Below are 15178 nucleotides of genomic sequence, written 5' to 3' on the forward strand. Positions count from 1 at the left end.
CGTGATTATTCCTGTTCCATTACTCATACCGCAACGCCGCCACGGGATCGAGCCGTGACGCACGCCATGCGGGGTATACGCCCGCGGCGAGGCCGAGCAGCGTGGTGAAGAGGAGCAGTGCGGGAAAGAGCCAGCCAGGCATTACAAATAAATCCGCCGAGCCAATGATGTGGCTCCATTTGTAATGTGAAAAGGTGTTGCCGACTTGGGCCATTGCCCAACCGAATAGGCCGCCGAGCAATCCGCCGAGCAACCCGATGGCGGCGGCCTCGCAGGCGAACATTTTCAGGATGTGCGCACGCGTGGCGCCGAGTGCTTGCAGCACGCCGATCTCGCGCTTGCGCTCCACCACAGCCATCAGCAGCGTATTGACGATGGAAAACGTGGCGACAAAAAACGCGATGCTGCCGAAGAGGATCATGATGTTTTGCAGCGTGGCAAAGAACTCGTGAAGTTTGCCGATGAGATCCTCCATCGTGTGCGCGCGGAACCCCAATTCCTTCACGGCGGCTTTCACGCGCGGCACGTCTTCCTTGCTTTTGGCCAGCAGCACCATCCCCATGCCCCAGTTTTTTTCAGTGTACATTTCTTCGTTATTAAATAGCACACGGCCCATTTGCATCGCGAAACCGTCGGGGACATAGACGATGTTGGTGAGTAAACCTTTTTTGGAAATGCCCACCACTTTGGCGCGGAACTCCACCGGCTCGCCTTCGGGTTCGGCCATTGCCTTGAGTTCCTCAGAGTTGGCGAGGTCGCGCAGCAGAAAAAACAGGTTGAATACCATCCGTACGCGGTTCTTGGGAGGGTCTTTCAACAGCGTGGCGATGCGCTGAATTTTTTCCAGTGCAGACGAATCCAATCCGCCGCGTCCTACCAGCGCAAACATGGGATGTTCCGTCACGCGGATGGTTACCATGCGGCCCATCAATTGGCCGGGGCGTTCGAACCCCATCGACTCCAGATACGCCTCGGAGATGATGCACTCCCGCGCGTCGATGGACGAAAAGCCCGGGCCGCTAGAAAGCACTTGCGCGCCGGCATCGATCCACGGCACGACGATGGTGTCAAACTCCCTCGCGTCGTCGTCGAGTTGCACCGAGCGCGCCAGCACAAACACCTTGGGTTGCACGCGTTCCACGCCGTCGATCTGGCGCATTTGCTCCACCGTTTCATTGTCGATAGTTTGAATTTTCAGTGTGCCAAAAAATTCGTCCTTCTTGTCCTCTTTAATTTCCTGCGGCGCTTTGCCGATGTTTTTGAACATACCGCGGGCGGCGCGATTGGGGCTGCCGCCTTTCTTGGGCCACGCCTCCACCGTGAGCGGGTTGGTCACCGCACGCACTTGTTGATCGAGAAAAAACGAAAGGCCGTGCCCCAGCGAAACCGTGGTCACCACCGCCAGCGCGCCGATAATCACGCCCACCATCGTGAGCGCCGTGCGCATTTTTTTGCGCGTGAGATTCAGGAACACGTCGTGGATCAGATCGCGCGTCCTCATGGCTTCACCGTCTCCTCAATTAATTTCCCGCTGCCGAGGCGGAACTGTCGTTGCGCTCGATCGGCCACCTCCAAATTATGCGTCACCAACAGCATTGCGATCTGATGCTCCGCATTGAGTTGCACCAGCATATCGGTAATTTCGTGTCCGGTCTTTTCGTCGAGATTGCCCGTGGGCTCATCTGCCAGCACCAGCTTGGGCCGATTGGAAAGCGCACGTGCAATCGCCACCCGCTGGCGTTCGCCGCCGGAAAGTTGATTGGGCAAATGCCCGCCGCGATGGCCGAGCCCCACAAGCTCGATCAATTCCCGCGCGCGGGCGAGGCGTTCGGTGCGTTCCATTCCGGCGAGCTTGAGCGGCACCTCCACATTTTCCTCCGCCGTGAGATGGCCCAATAAAAAGAAATCCTGAAAAATAAACCCCACCGAATCGCGCCGATACGCCGCCAGCTCATCGGCAGATTTCTTCTCCAATGCCTCACTGTGCACACTCACGCGCCCCGCCGTGGCCGTGTCCAGCCCACCCAACAGCGCCAGCAGCGTGGACTTGCCCGAACCGCTCGGCCCCACCACCGCCGCCAGTTCACCCTCGGGAACCGAAAGGCTCAAGCCATCCAAAGCCCGCACCTCTTCATCGCCCACTTGATAAATGCGCGTCAAATTTTCCGCCTCAATGGCTGCCATATGTCGCGGGTACGATGCCGAAACAGAGGGGGTTACGGCTAGTTCAAAAACACAAACTCCTTCACATTGAAGAGCGCGAGGCAGAGATCAGTCCAGGGGTTTTCGTCTCGTGGTGGGCCCTAGTCTGATCTCAGACTTCTTAAATGATCATTGAGTGCTTTTGTCTCATCATCTTGGTCATCATTAAGAAGTTTCTTAATTTTCTCAAAATTCGCTCTCTTTTCCGCATTTGGATCCACTCCTTCCACCATTTCCCATGGCCTTTCCTTTACATTACAATTGGACCATTTTTTGCGTTTGGCAAGCTCAGCCACTTTCTCCGTGCAAAATACGTCCATCACCATTTCATCAGCCCGTTTTCCAAGGAATTTATTTCTGTAACCGAATAAATCTTTTTGATTCCAGGATGCAAAATCTAAACCATAAAAGGGTTCCCATAACGGATCATCCCCAAGTATATACTCCAAAGGGGGAGTTCCATCTGCTTCTGGGCTAAAATTACACTTGCTGAAATCCACGCTCACTCCTGGCTCGGGGAGCAGGACATAGTAATCCCGAGGCGGCGGCTTTTTCCATCCATCAAGGTACTTTTTCAGTTTCAGTTTTTCACATTTCAACCCCGTTATTCCAGCCTTTTCCATATCATCAATGACGCGCTGGGAACAAACAACCGAATTATGCCAAACTGTAGGCAGGCCAAAACCAACATCCAGAAAATCAGACCACACACTTCCTGATTCAATGCAAACCCATTTCTTTCCCCGCAAAAAATCAGACCTGGATTGGCAATGAACACCGGTGCCCCCCCCCGACGCGCACAAAGCGAGCACCTCCCCACGAGCAAGTATTTTTATTAGAGTCCAAGATATAAGCTTTATCCATTATAATGCCTCATTTTCTCTATGTGTTTTCGGATTAAAAGGTCTGCTTGGTTTTCGGTGATCATTTTTGACTCTAATAGTTTTAATGGGATCATTTAGGTTATCAAACCTAGTCCAAAAACACAAACTCCTTCACGTTGAAAAGCACGTGGCAGAGATCAGCCCAGGGGGGTTCGTCTCGTGGTGGGCCCTAGTCTGATCTTAGACTTCTTAAATGATCATTGAGTGCTTTTACTTCCTCATCTTGGTCATCATTAAGAAGTTTCTTCATTTCCAAAAATTCTGCTCTCTTTTCCGCATTTGGATCCACTCCTTCCACCATTTCCCATGGCCTTTCCTTCACACTACAATTCGACCATTTCTTGCGCTTGGCCAGTTCCGCCACTTTTTCCGTGCACAACACATCCATCACCATTTCATCCGCGCGTTTACCTCCATACTTGTTGCGATACCCAAACAGATCCTTGCCATTCCACGAATCGTAATTCAGACCAAAAAACGGTTGCCAAATAGGATCGTCCCCGGTCGGCCCGCCATAAGGTGCTTCTCCGTTTCTGTCCGGGGTATAGTTACACTTGTCAATGTCTACACTAACCCCCGGTTCTGGGAGCAGAACATAGTAATCTTTGGGTGGCGGCTTTTTCCATCCAGATAGGTATTTTTTCAGTTCTACCTTCCGATAGTTTAAGCCGGTGATGGCAGCTTTCTCCATATCATCAATTACGCGCTGAGAACAAATGACTGAATGACGCCAGCAAAATGGATCTGTAAATCCTATGTCTAGAAAGCAGCACCATACACTCCCTGTTTCAATAGAAATCCAATGATCATTTTTCAAAAATGCATCTCTTTTCTGACCCATTTGGCCTGATGCGTCATCTCCCGTTTGGGCGTATCTCTCACCACCCCACGAACGAGATAACGCATCTGGTTTTATAGTAAATATTTTCGGTTTCATTTGCTGATCCATTGCGAAATAAATAGTTCAATTTGGTCACGAGCTTGACGTTCTGAAATTGTTCCTTTTTGCAAGGCTTCATCTATTTCATCAAGCATGGATTTCCATTTCAAATTGTATTTATGATGATTATGTAGTCTCCGGTGGATCGATGGAGAGAGCCATTTACCATATGCCGGATTATTCACATCAAATCCATGGGCCGCAAACTTATTTCTGAATTGATAAGGCAGGACGTGATGAGCCTGTTTGTTCTTGGGTATCGTTTTACCACTTGCACGCGCGGATTTTATCATTTCATCTCGAAGTTGGCCGTGATGTCCAACCCGCAAGATCCCTATTTCATACAGTTTTTTGCGGATGTTGAATTTCAGCCCAGCTTTGGCCATCAATTCACGTCCTAGCTTAATGCTCAGCTTTTGGGCACCTCGAATGGCATTCACCACCCTTTTGCGTTGCGTTGCGGCCAATCCCTTAAAAAGAGTGAATTCCGTTCCATCCGGCAATTTGAATTTAATCCCCCGAGCTTTGGTGCTGGCAGTCACGATAAATGGCAAATATGCTGCGGCAGCATAATAGTTGCCGTCTAATATTTCCGATGTCGCCAGCACCCAATCCAACGGCTCACTGGCTAAAGTGATGCCTGCCAGATAGAGATTAGCTACCAATGATGTACGCTGGGCTACTATTTTAACCGCTCCAAATCGAGCCAGCTGAAATGCAGAGTGCCTGTCATAATCGATCAATTCTTTTTGAATGGTCGGCAGAATTTGATGGATTTGGGTAAAGAGTTCCTGAGCGGCATCAACAACATTAGCATCTCTTAGGCCTATTTCAATGAAATGCTGGTTGTCCTTGAACCCTTGCCTGGAGTTGGCTTCTGCATTATTGAAAGTGAAACGCACTAAATCGTTTTCTTCCAGTTCACCGAGTACCTTTTCCGCAATATGTCCATATATAAAATAATACGCACTGATTACTTGGTGTTCTGTGGGTGTCTGACTTTTTCTGTTTGCATCAGAGGGAGGGCGGGGTAGGGAATCATCTGAAAGGGGGAAGAAGGTATAGTCGCTTCTGTCTACCATCTGGCCATCACTAATTACTTTTATTTCTACTTTGGAATGAGACCATGACTCCTTGGCATCTGGGGAATGTTTTTTTGCAGTGGGCAGCTTCAGGATTTCGGGAGCATATCGATAAAAAAGAAAGAGATTTGGTGTTCCTTTTTGTGTAGGATTTTCAGGGTAATAATAGCTTTTTTTTCCGTCAGGGCCTTTGATGTTGATGAGGTTGAATTCTGTTCCATCAATCAACATCTTTGGATTCTTCGGAATCCCAGCTGTTTTGCGGGCACGTGGAATGACTAAATTCCACTTTGGATTTTCGGTCATTTTTGCAATATTCGAAGTTAAGTTGACCACACACTCAAAACCGGTAACTTTCCCAATTTGGAAATATGTGCTCCCATTCACTGTGCGTTGTCCCCGTTCGCCGTGAATACACGTGCTCATTTTGTTTGTGAAAACAAAATGCAAATCACATTCAAAACTTTTCAGGTTTGAATTGTCTTTCATCGGTTCCAGTGCTTTGGTTGGAACCACTGCCAAGTGGGTTAGCGGCCCATGGCTGGGATTTCCACGCCACTCATATGGAAAAGGTGAATTTGGGAAAACCCATGTTTGCAAATTCATAAGTCCAACACTGTTATCAAATGCTGTAACCCGAACGTCAGGGCCTTTGTTGCCTCCAAAATTGGTGTAGTCAAATACGATGTTATCTTGTTTGATTGGGAATATATCCGGCTTTTCAATGGTATGCAGAATGATAGTTGCGTACGCTCGACTGGATAATCCCGCTGCATTCGTAGCCGAGTGAAAGGATACAACTCTGCTGCCGCCCTTTGGTCTTGGAATGCGAATGGAACTGCGAAATTTAAAACGATGATCAGAAGGCTTGAATGGTGTTGGTGTGAAACTTTTATTTACCTTGTTGGTCAGTGTAATGGAACTAGTTGCTTTGCCATCCACATATACGAATAGTTTAGTAACTTTGTCTCTTGAGTATTGTGATAAATGGTCTGCAAACTGCCCTCCAATATCGGCGGACAGCACTTGGTAGCGTGAGTTTTGGTCTGATTCCCAATACAATTTGGGAAGAATTGAAGTGATTTTAAGTGATGAAATTGGCGGCTGTTCGTACTCAGGCAATCTTGTGAATTGTCCACTGACTGGGTCAAACCCTATCATCTCAATTTCAAAAATGGCAGGTGGGGACTCAGGGAGCGTTTCATTATGCGGGACTTGGGGTTTCGGGGGGATTGGAGTTTCTTTGGGAGGCAATGGAATCCCCAACCGAAGCGCCTGCCGCAATTCAGCCAATGTATATCCCTCAGGTGATGGAGGTATGGAATTGTCTGATTGGGCGCTCAGTGTGTTTAGAACCCAAAGGAGTGCGGCGAAAGTAGCGGTTAGGACGGGTTTGTTGCTCATTAATTCGAGGGGATCAAACCTAGTTCAAAAACACAAACTCCTTCACGTTGAAAAGCACGTGGCAGAGATCGCTCCAGGCTTTTTCGGCGGGTTGTTTTTCGCCGTGGGCTTTGGCTTGCGTTTGGAGGAAAGTGAAGGCGGCGTTTTTTTCGTTGGCATTGGGTGGGCGACCGAAGGCGGTTTCGTAGGCGGCGTCGATGCGGTCGGGTTCGTTTACTGTGAGTATGCGTTTGGCCCAGAGTTTGGATTGCTCCACCACGAAGGGGTCGTTCATCAGGATGAGTGCTTGGGCGGGAACGTTTGACGAAGTGCGGCGGCCGAAGGTGGTGAGCGGCAGCGGGAGGTCGAAGGCGAGCATCATCGGCGAAAGAAAATTGCGGCGCACCTCCTGATAAATTGTGCGGCGGCCCGCGCCATCGAGCGGCCCTTTGCGCCCCGGACGGCCGCGGCCTTCCATAAATGGCGTGAGGTGCACAGCCACGGGCGGGCCGTACATTTTTTTGTCCAACCGGCCGGACACCGCGAGGATGGCATCGCGGATGGCTTCGCCTTGCAGCCGCCGCACGCGCATTCGGTGCAGCAGTGTGTTGGCGGGGTCTTTGGTTTCGTTGGCAGCGTTGGATGGTTTGCTGCTCATTTGGTAGGTGCGCGAGAGCATAATTTCACGGATGAGTTTTTTGGTGGACCATCCGTTTTTCACCAGCCGTTGCGCCAGCCAATCGAGCAATTCCGGATGTGTCGGCGCTTCGCCGAGCACACCAAAATTATCCGTGCTCGGTACAATGCCGCGTCCTAAAAGATGATGCCAAATGCGATTGGCATAAACGCGGGCGGTCAGCGGATTTGCCGCATCGGCGATGTGATTGGCCAGCGTGATGCGGCCAGAACCGGCGGGCACCGGTGGATGTTCGCCCACGAGTGCGGTGAGGAAACGGCGCGGCACTTCCGCGCCAAGATTTCCGTGCCCGCCGCGAATGAACACTTTTTCATTCCGAGCCGTGCCCTCCAGCATCACCGGTACCGTGGCCGGAGCCGACACAGCGTTGGCACGTTGCAGATATTTTTTTAGCATCGTTGTCGCTTTGGGGTCGCTCAACTTAACGATCGGCGCCAATCGGGGTACCGCGCTGGTGGGGGGCTTGCCGTTATCAGATATCCAAAGCTCGCGCACCGCCGCGTAGCCATCGGGCTTCAATCCTTTGCCGTTGTGAATTGGGCTGGAGAGATCGGCAAATTCCAAATAGCAGTGGTGCCCTTTCCACATCGCCACGTTAAAGGTCACCCAATGCGGCTGCTCGTTGTTGAGCGTGCGGGTGTTGCCACCGTAAATTGGATTTTGAATGATTTTGAAATTATCAATCACCACATTCACGCGCACATCGCGCCCAAGTGCCAAAAGGTGGATATGGTTTTCGGAAATCTCAAATGTCTGCGACCGTAGCGTGCCCTGAAATTTTCTGCCCAACAATCCGCTGTGCAGCCAACCTGCCGGCACGCCACGGAGGCCATCGGTTTCCACGGTGAACTCGCCGGGCGTTGTCAGCGCATTCGTCCACGCCGCGCCGTCGGCAAACCAATCTTTTCCCACGCTGCGGCGAATGTCGGAAATCAAACGGTAGTCCTTCGGGGCGTCAGCAGCTTTGAGAACGGCAACGGGTTTGAGTTGTGCCTCGAACATTTTTTTCAATACTTCTTTCATTTTCGCCAACGCCTTCTGCGTGTCGCCGAACTTCGCGGGACCATCCACCGAACCGTGCGAAAAACTGCCGCTCTCAATCATCCCGTAGAGCGCATAAAAATCGCGGGTGCTGATGGCGTCGAATTTATGATCGTGACAGCGCGCGCAGGCGATGGTCATTCCTTGAAACGCTTTGCCGATGACGTCGATTTGGTTGTCGATGATTTCGGCTTGGTACGCGCGGATGTCCACCGGCGAATGGCAATGCTGCCCCATCCACCACCATGCGGTGGCGAGGCGGCTCTCGTTCCAGCCGCCGTCCTTGTCAAAGCGCGGTTTGATTTGGTCGCCGGCGATGTGTTCCTTCACGAAACGATCGTAGGGCACATCGTCATTGAAGGCGCGGATCACATAATCACGATAGCGCCACACTTCCTGATTCATAAAATCGAACTCGTGCCCGAACGTCTCCGCGTAGCGCATCAGGTCGAGCCAATGGCGCGCCCAGCGTTCACCGAATTGCGGCGCGGCAAGCAGTTCGTCCACCACCTTCTCAAAGGCCTTGGGCGAGTTGTCCGCCATAAACGCCTCCACCTGCGCCGGCCTGGGCGGCAGGCCGATGAGATCAAAATACGCGCGGCGAATGAGCGCGCGTTTATCGGCCGGACCGGTAGGCTTGAGCCCGGCAGCTTCCAGCTTGGCGAGGATGAATTGATCGATCGGCGACGCGGGCCAGTCGGCCTGTTTCACCTTGGGCGGGGCGCCGGCCTGAACCGGTTGCCAAGCCCAATGCTCGGCCTTGCGCTTGGCGAGGTCGAACTGCTCCCGAGCGCCCGGCCCCACAGCCGCTTCCTTGGGCCACGGCGCACCGCGCTTTACCCACTCTGTGAAGTCGGCAATCTGCTGATCACTTAACTTGCCGCGTGGCGGCATTTCGAGATCCACGTTGTCGTACTCGATGGCTTCGATGAGCAGGCTCTGTGCTGGCTTGCCGGAAACTATCGCCGGCCCGGTATCGCCGCCCTTGAACACGCCGGCGCGATGATCGAGCATCAGATCGCCCTTCAGTTTCTTGGCGTCAGCGCTGTGGCATTTGTAGCAATGCTCAGCCAGCACGGGGCGGATTTTCTTTTCAAAGAACTCGAGGTCCGCCGCGGTGAATTCAGCAGCGGCTAACGGCCAAGCCGTCAAAAAAAACAAAGTGAACAGTCGTCTCATTTTAGGTTTTTATTTTCTGTTTTTGTGATGCCGCCGTGTTGGCGCAGGAAATTAGAAACGTCGCGATGTTCCGCTGCAAGATCGAGTGGTCGATCACCGGCGCGGTCTTTTGTGTTCACCTTCGCGCCATGAGCCACTAGCAGTTTGACCACCGCCAAATGCCCGTCGCGCGCGGCCAAGTGCAGAGGCGTCCACGCGGGGCCGTACGCGGTGGCGTTCAAGTTTGCGTCGGCGGCGATGAGTTCTTCGGCGGCGGCGATGTCGCCGGATTGGGCGGCTTGGTGGAGGGGTTTGGGGTCGTTGATGAACGGGCGAATGATGATGTACTGAATCCCCGTGGAAACAGCGGTGCAACCGGCCAACAACGCCGTGGCCACAATGAGTGGTGTAAACAATTTGAACCGCGTGAGCATCTGCATCGAGTGTACGACATGGCGCACAAAAATCAATTCACCGTTTGCTTGGATTGTGGGGAATTTTTGCGCATCGTCGCGGGCCGTTTATGAGTAGTTCCAAACATATTGAAAATCCGGATGTGGTTTTGATCGGCAGCGGCGTGATGAGTGCCACGCTGGGAGGCGTGCTGAAAAATCTACAACCGGACCTGAAAATTCAGCTCTATGAGGTCACCCCCGAGCTGGCCGCGGAAAGCTCCAACGGCTGGAACAACGCCGGCACCGGGCACGCGGGCATTTGTGAACTGAGCTACACGCCCAATCGCGGCGCGGACGGCGAGGTGGATGTGAGCAAGGCGATTGAGATTTTTGACCAGTTCGAGCAGTCCAAGTATTTCTGGGGCTACGCCGTCCGCAGCGGGATGATTGAGGATCCCAGCCAATTCGTGAATCCCGTGCCGCATATCGCTTTCGTGTATGGGCAGGAACAGGTGGACTTCCTCCGCTCGCGGCACAAGGGCATGAGTGCCCATCATTTTTTCAGCAGCATGGAATACACCGCGGACCGCGACACGGTCCGCGAATGGGCGCCGCTCCTGTTGGCCGGACGCGATGAGACGCCCATTGCCGCCACCAAGATGGATCGCGGCACGGATGTGAATTTCGGCGCGCTCTCCGAGTTGCTCGTGCAATGGCTCGGCAAACAGGACGGTGGCGGTTACGCCACTGAACATCGCGTAACCGATCTGACCCGCACGAAGGACGGCTGGGATGTGGAGGTGAAAGATCTGCAAAGTGGCCGTACCTTTACCAACTCAGCAAAGTTTGTCTTCATCGGCGCCGGCGGCGGAAGTTTGCCCTTGCTGCAAAAGAGCGGCATCGCCGAGAGTAAAGGCTTCGGCGGATTTCCCATCGGCGGCCAATGGCTCGTCTGCCACAAACCGGAGATCGTGGAGCAACACGTCGCCAAAGTGTACGGCATGTCGCCCGGCGCCGCACCCACCATGGCCGTGCCGCACTTGGATACGCGCATCATCGACGGCAAAAAAGCGCTGCTCTTCGGTCCGTACGCCGCGTGGACCACAAAATTTCTCCACGGCGGCGGCAGTTTCTGGGATTTGCCCGGGTCCATCCGGATGGACAACATCGCCTCGCTGATCAAGGTCGGTCTGCACAACATCCCCCTCGTCACGTATCTGATGCAGCAAGGCACCCAAAGCATGAACACGCGCATGAAAGAGCTGCGCAATTTTTATCCCGACGCCAGCACGGATGATTGGGAACTCATCGACGCCGGCATCCGCGTGCAGGCCATTAAGAAGGAAGACGGCGATGCTGGCATCGTGCACTTCGGCACCGAGGTCATTTCCGACCAAGACAAAACCCTCTCCGCCCTGCTCGGCGCCTCACCCGGGGCGTCCGTCTCCACCAACATCATTTTGGAAATTGTGCAGGATTCCTTCGGTGACCTGCTCAAGACCGACGCTGGCCACGAGCGCATGAAGGCGATGATCCCGTCCTACGACGAAAATCTCATCGACCCCAAAAACGCCGCCCGCCAAGCCGCTCTCAGCGAAGAAGCCGAGCAATCACTGCAGTTAATTTGAAAAAAAGACCGCCCTCCTCATCATCGATTCAGACTAGGAAATAAGATTGGTTTCACAACTCCATTTCAATTAGCCTATTCCTATGACAGGCATTTCGTATATGGTGGATGAAGAAGGCCGCAAGACGGCGGCGGTGGTTGACCTGCGGCGGCACGGCAGTGCTTGGGAGGATTTTTATGATGGACTCATGGCCGATTCCCGCGCCAAGGAACCGCGCGAAAGCCTCGCCTCAGTGAAGCGCCGCCACGCCCGCCGCAAGGCCAATGGCTGATTTCACAGTCAGCTTCGCACGCTCGGCCCGCAAGGAGTTGGAGAATCTTCCGAACGCCATCGCGGATCGCGCTTTGGGACGCATCGAAAAACTTGCCACCGATCCTCGCCCACGTGGCGCAACCAAACTTCGTGGCCAGAAAAATCTTTGGCGAATTCGAACCGGCGACTATCGCATCATCTTTTCAATCGATGACAAAGTGGAGGAAATTGATATCACCCACATCCGCCACCGAAGAGATGTCTATCGAGACATTTAGTTATGACTTCCCCTCTTCGCATCGGCATCGAGATTGGCGGCACGAAACAGCAAATCGTGGTGGGCGATGCGGAGGGGCGCATTATTGATCGTTGCCGATTCAGCGTGGATCCCAGCGGCGGCGGCCCCGCTATTCGCGAACGGATCGCCGAAGAGCTGCCCCCGATTTTGGCGGATCATCATCCCGAACGCATCGGCGTGGGCTTTGGCGGGCCGATCGATATCACCACCGGCACCGTTGCCGTTTCACACCAGATCGAAGGCTGGAGCGGGTTCCCCTTGCGCGATTGGCTCAACGAACTTTTCCAACTGCCCGTGGTGGTGGAAAACGACGCCAACACGGCCGCCCTTGCCGAGGCGATGCGCGGAGCCGGGCGCGGCTTCGATCCCGCCTTTTACATGAACATGGGCAGCGGCGTCGGCGGCGGGCTCATCATCGACGGGAAGATTTATCACGGCGACACGCCCGGCGAAGTGGAGGTCGGCCATCTGCGTCTGGATCCGGACGGCACCACCGTGGAAGATCGCTGCTCCGGCTGGGCCGTTGACCGCGCCATCCGCACCGCCTTGAGCACGCACCCCCAAAGCCTCCTCCACACCCTCTGCGACGACACGCCCGGCGGCGAAGCCAAGCATCTCCCCGAAGCCTTGGCGCAAAACGATTCCTTGGCTCAGGACATCCTCGCCACCACCACCCGCCAGCTCGCCTTTGCGTTATCGCACGTGACGCACTTGTTCCACCCCCAAGTCATCACCCTCGGCGGCGGCTTATCCCTGATTGGGGTTCCCCTTCGCAAAAGCATCGAACAACAACTGCCCGATTCCCTGATGGAGATTTACGGCAACGGCCCCCAAATCAAACTCGCCGAACTCGACGAAGACGCCGTGCCGGCGGGGGCGTTACTCCTCTGAACAGGACTCACCGTCCACGTCGGCTTTGCCGTAGAACTTCACGCCGCGCTCGATTTTTTCGCGGCTGTTTTGTTGGCGCCAGTCGTTGGTGTCGCGGAGGCTATAGACGCAGCCGCAGTATTCCTGCTGGTAAAACTCCTCGCGCTTGGAGAGTTCGATCATGCGGGCTGCCCCGCCTTGCTTGCGCCAGTTGAAGGTCCAGTAGGTCATGTCCTCCCAACGCGCAGCGGCGCGGGTACCGCTGGCGTTGATTTGATCCATGTTTTTCCAACGGGAAATGCCCAGAGTGCTGCTGATTAAATTAAATCCGTTTTCAGCCGCATACAAAGCCGTCCGCTCGAAGCGCATATCAAAGCACACGGTACAGCGCGCGCCGCGCTCGGGTTCCTGCTCCAGGCCGCGTACGCGCTCGAACCAGTTGTCCGTGTCGTAATCCGCATCCACAAACTCCATACCAAGCTTCTCGGCGTACCGGATATTCTCCTCCTTGCGCAGCTCGTACTCGGTGCGCGGGTGGATGTTGGGGTTGTAGAAAAAAATCGTGGTCTCAATCCCGCTCGCGGCCATGGCGTCCATCACCTCGCCTGAGCACGGCGCGCAGCACGAGTGCATGAGAATGCGCTGCTCCCCGTTAGGAGTTTCCAATGTCGGCCGCGCGTAATTCTCTAGCGTAAAGTCAGCCATATTAGTGCTGCCGTGTTTTGAATGTCTGCTGGTGGTTGTTACGCGGATTGAAAATGGTATAGCTTTTGCCATCGGCGGCCACGGACATTTTCAGCGCAATGGCCTTGCAATCCTTGGGTTCGCCAAGGTTGGCGATGTGATCTTCGGCCGTGTTGTTTTGTTTGCCATCCGCTCGAAGATTTTTATGCACTTGATACATGGCCTGAATGGATTTGGTGGAGGTCAGGGCGGCAAAGGCGGTGGGCGAGCAGCCTTTGGTGTGGCCGTTGTTCATCACGCTCACGGTCGGAGCCACGCTCTTGATCAGCACGGGGTTGTTGCTGGTGGCGAGGCCATGATGGTTCACCTGATACACATCCACGGTGCCCACGCGATTGACTGGCTCCACCAGCTTGGCCTCCATGTTCCAGGTAAGATCACCGCAATCCAGAAAGCGGAAGCCACCTACCGTGATCAGCGATGCCACGCTGTTGGCATTGTCGGATAAATCCTCGGACTTGGCGGGCACGGAGCCGGCCAGCGGATTCTTCTTTGCCCCTTTCGGAGCGGCGATGAATTTCCGGGCCGCCGCCACGAAGGTGAGTTCCACCGGGAGCGCGCCTACTAATTGCTGCAACGGCAGTTTCGCGCCGGGCTGCACGATTTCGCGGCCATCGACTTTCATGTTTTTGTATGGGCGCACTTTGAGAATGAACGCCGGATCCCGCCGGTTGCGGTCCGGGCTGCGCACGGGAATCCCATTATCATACACCATGCCGATGGGCATCAACTGGCTGAGTGGTGCGGCGCCGCCAAAATGATCCCCGTGAAAATGAGTGGTAATCAGAAAATCGATCTTCTTGAGCTTGGCCTGCTGAGTCGCCACCGCATGAATCCGCTCGGCATCGCGGGTGCCCGGGTTGCCCGTATCGATGAGAATCGATTCGCCGGCCGGCGTCACAATCAATGTGGCCGCCCCGCCTTCCACATCCACCCAATAAATGTCCAAGCCCCTTGTTTCCCGTGCGGAGGCATTCCAATTCAACAAGACCACCAAAGCCAAAAGCATGCGTTTCATTGCGGCCATCTTCCACATCTGGCGCAAAAATGCAATGGGATTGGCCTGATAAAAGGCTGGCTTTAAATGTCTGGTTCGGTCACATTTTCCTGATGAAGATGCCCTTTATATTGAAACTCATTCCTGTCACCTTTGTTGCCGCCGGATTATTTCTTGGCTGCGGAGAAGCTCACGACCACGATCACGACCACGATCACGATGGTGACGGCAAACCGGACCACGGCCCGGGCGAGCACGGCGCCTCGGCCAAAGGCGATGATTACCCGCTCAAAACCTGTCTGGTGTCCGATGAGGATCTCGAAAGCATGGGCGGCGCCTTCGTCCACAAGCACGAAGGTGTGACCGTGAAGTTTTGCTGCGAAGGCTGCGTGGAGGATTTCCAAAAGGATCCCAAGAAATTCCTGGCCAAACTCGAGGCCGCCAAGAAGGGCGAACTGCCCAAGCCCACCACGGAAACTCCTGATGAAGGGGAGAAGCCGAAAGAACCAGGCGAATCCAGTGAGGAAACCGAGGGCGGCGAAAAACCCGCGCCGACTCCCCAAGAATCCTCCGAGTAAACTCGGCGCCCGTTGAACACGGGCCACTG

14 protein-coding genes are annotated in these 15178 nt (G+C 54.2%); 5 read left to right on the forward strand and 9 right to left on the reverse strand.

Features of this window, described 5'->3' with window-relative positions; all coding sequences use genetic code 11:
• Nucleotides 1-19 precede the first annotated feature (19 nt).
• The 7 genes from H8E27_10245 to H8E27_10275 form a co-directional block, all read right to left on the reverse strand.
• Complete coding sequence (locus H8E27_10245) at nucleotides 20-1501, reverse strand: ABC transporter permease (protein ID MBC8325992.1); 1482 nt, start codon at nucleotides 1499-1501, stop codon at nucleotides 20-22.
• Nucleotides 1498-2184, reverse strand: a complete 687-nt coding sequence (locus tag H8E27_10250) for an ABC transporter ATP-binding protein (GenBank protein MBC8325993.1) — start codon at nucleotides 2182-2184, stop codon at nucleotides 1498-1500. The genes H8E27_10245 and H8E27_10250 overlap by 4 nt, the downstream gene beginning before the upstream one ends.
• Before the next feature lie 119 nt (nucleotides 2185-2303).
• On the reverse strand, nucleotides 2304-2912 hold the full coding sequence (locus tag H8E27_10255) for a hypothetical protein (protein ID MBC8325994.1): 609 nt from the start codon (nucleotides 2910-2912) through the stop codon (nucleotides 2304-2306).
• 343 nt (nucleotides 2913-3255) lie between these two features.
• Complete coding sequence (locus H8E27_10260) at nucleotides 3256-4023, reverse strand: hypothetical protein (GenBank protein MBC8325995.1); 768 nt, start codon at nucleotides 4021-4023, stop codon at nucleotides 3256-3258.
• Complete coding sequence (locus tag H8E27_10265; GenBank protein ID MBC8325996.1) at nucleotides 4020-6512, reverse strand: hypothetical protein; 2493 nt, start codon at nucleotides 6510-6512, stop codon at nucleotides 4020-4022. The genes H8E27_10260 and H8E27_10265 overlap by 4 nt, the downstream gene beginning before the upstream one ends.
• A gap of 19 nt (nucleotides 6513-6531) precedes the next feature.
• Nucleotides 6532-9408 carry a PSD1 domain-containing protein gene (locus tag H8E27_10270; GenBank protein ID MBC8325997.1) on the reverse strand — a complete coding sequence of 959 codons (2877 nt, stop codon included), beginning with the start codon at nucleotides 9406-9408 and terminating at the stop codon, nucleotides 6532-6534.
• Nucleotides 9405-9827 (reverse strand): ankyrin repeat domain-containing protein, encoded by a 423-nt coding sequence (locus H8E27_10275; GenBank protein ID MBC8325998.1) that lies wholly within the window; start codon nucleotides 9825-9827, stop codon nucleotides 9405-9407. The genes H8E27_10270 and H8E27_10275 overlap by 4 nt, the downstream gene beginning before the upstream one ends.
• Before the next feature lie 83 nt (nucleotides 9828-9910).
• Between H8E27_10275 and mqo the strand changes: the two genes are divergently transcribed.
• From mqo to H8E27_10295, 4 genes are all read left to right on the forward strand, one after another.
• Nucleotides 9911-11410, forward strand: a complete 1500-nt coding sequence (gene mqo / locus H8E27_10280) for a malate dehydrogenase (quinone) (protein MBC8325999.1) — start codon at nucleotides 9911-9913, stop codon at nucleotides 11408-11410.
• A gap of 82 nt (nucleotides 11411-11492) precedes the next feature.
• On the forward strand, nucleotides 11493-11681 hold the full coding sequence (locus H8E27_10285; protein ID MBC8326000.1) for a hypothetical protein: 189 nt from the start codon (nucleotides 11493-11495) through the stop codon (nucleotides 11679-11681).
• The gene (locus H8E27_10290; protein ID MBC8326001.1) at nucleotides 11674-11940 is read left to right on the forward strand and encodes a type II toxin-antitoxin system RelE/ParE family toxin; all 267 of its coding nucleotides are present in this window, start codon (nucleotides 11674-11676) and stop codon (nucleotides 11938-11940) included. Before H8E27_10285 ends, H8E27_10290 begins: the two co-directional genes overlap by 8 nt.
• 2 nt (nucleotides 11941-11942) lie before the next feature.
• Nucleotides 11943-12851, forward strand: a complete 909-nt coding sequence (locus H8E27_10295) for an ROK family protein (GenBank protein MBC8326002.1) — start codon at nucleotides 11943-11945, stop codon at nucleotides 12849-12851.
• Here H8E27_10295 and H8E27_10300 read toward each other — a convergent pair.
• Both H8E27_10300 and H8E27_10305 read right to left on the reverse strand, forming a co-directional pair.
• Nucleotides 12840-13535, reverse strand: a complete 696-nt coding sequence (locus H8E27_10300; protein ID MBC8326003.1) for an epoxyqueuosine reductase QueH — start codon at nucleotides 13533-13535, stop codon at nucleotides 12840-12842. The two genes, H8E27_10295 and H8E27_10300, sit on opposite strands and share 12 nt — an antisense overlap.
• 1 nt (nucleotide 13536) lies before the next feature.
• A complete protein-coding gene (locus tag H8E27_10305) occupies nucleotides 13537-14592 on the reverse strand; it encodes an MBL fold metallo-hydrolase (GenBank protein MBC8326004.1) in 1056 nt (351 codons plus the stop codon).
• Nucleotides 14593-14684: 92 nt separating this feature from the next.
• Between H8E27_10305 and H8E27_10310 the strand changes: the two genes are divergently transcribed.
• Nucleotides 14685-15149: a hypothetical protein gene (locus tag H8E27_10310; protein ID MBC8326005.1), complete on the forward strand. Its 465-nt coding sequence runs from the start codon at nucleotides 14685-14687 to the stop codon at nucleotides 15147-15149.
• The last annotated feature ends 29 nt before the right edge of the window (nucleotides 15150-15178 follow it).

The sequence above is a fragment of the Limisphaerales bacterium genome, from assembly GCA_014382585.1.
Lineage (GTDB): Bacteria > Verrucomicrobiota > Verrucomicrobiia > Limisphaerales > UBA1100 > JACNJL01.

What these genes read in the sequence shown, in the direction of transcription:
- H8E27_10245 (MBC8325992.1), bottom strand. Translation starts at nt 1,501, where the DNA reads ATGAGGACGCGCGATCTGATCCACGACGTGTTCCTGAATCTCACGCGC.
- H8E27_10250 (MBC8325993.1), bottom strand. Translation starts at nt 2,184, where the DNA reads ATGGCAGCCATTGAGGCGGAAAATTTGACGCGCATTTATCAAGTGGGC.
- H8E27_10260 (MBC8325995.1), bottom strand. Translation starts at nt 4,023, where the DNA reads ATGAAACCGAAAATATTTACTATAAAACCAGATGCGTTATCTCGTTCG.
- H8E27_10265 (MBC8325996.1), bottom strand. Translation starts at nt 6,512, where the DNA reads ATGAGCAACAAACCCGTCCTAACCGCTACTTTCGCCGCACTCCTTTGG.
- H8E27_10270 (MBC8325997.1), bottom strand. Translation starts at nt 9,408, where the DNA reads ATGAGACGACTGTTCACTTTGTTTTTTTTGACGGCTTGGCCGTTAGCC.
- H8E27_10275 (MBC8325998.1), bottom strand. Translation starts at nt 9,827, where the DNA reads ATGCAGATGCTCACGCGGTTCAAATTGTTTACACCACTCATTGTGGCC.
- mqo (MBC8325999.1), top strand. Translation starts at nt 9,911, where the DNA reads ATGAGTAGTTCCAAACATATTGAAAATCCGGATGTGGTTTTGATCGGC.
- H8E27_10285 (MBC8326000.1), top strand. Translation starts at nt 11,493, where the DNA reads ATGACAGGCATTTCGTATATGGTGGATGAAGAAGGCCGCAAGACGGCG.
- H8E27_10290 (MBC8326001.1), top strand. Translation starts at nt 11,674, where the DNA reads ATGGCTGATTTCACAGTCAGCTTCGCACGCTCGGCCCGCAAGGAGTTG.
- H8E27_10295 (MBC8326002.1), top strand. Translation starts at nt 11,943, where the DNA reads ATGACTTCCCCTCTTCGCATCGGCATCGAGATTGGCGGCACGAAACAG.
- H8E27_10300 (MBC8326003.1), bottom strand. Translation starts at nt 13,535, where the DNA reads ATGGCTGACTTTACGCTAGAGAATTACGCGCGGCCGACATTGGAAACT.
- H8E27_10305 (MBC8326004.1), bottom strand. Translation starts at nt 14,592, where the DNA reads ATGAAACGCATGCTTTTGGCTTTGGTGGTCTTGTTGAATTGGAATGCC.
- H8E27_10310 (MBC8326005.1), top strand. Translation starts at nt 14,685, where the DNA reads ATGAAGATGCCCTTTATATTGAAACTCATTCCTGTCACCTTTGTTGCC.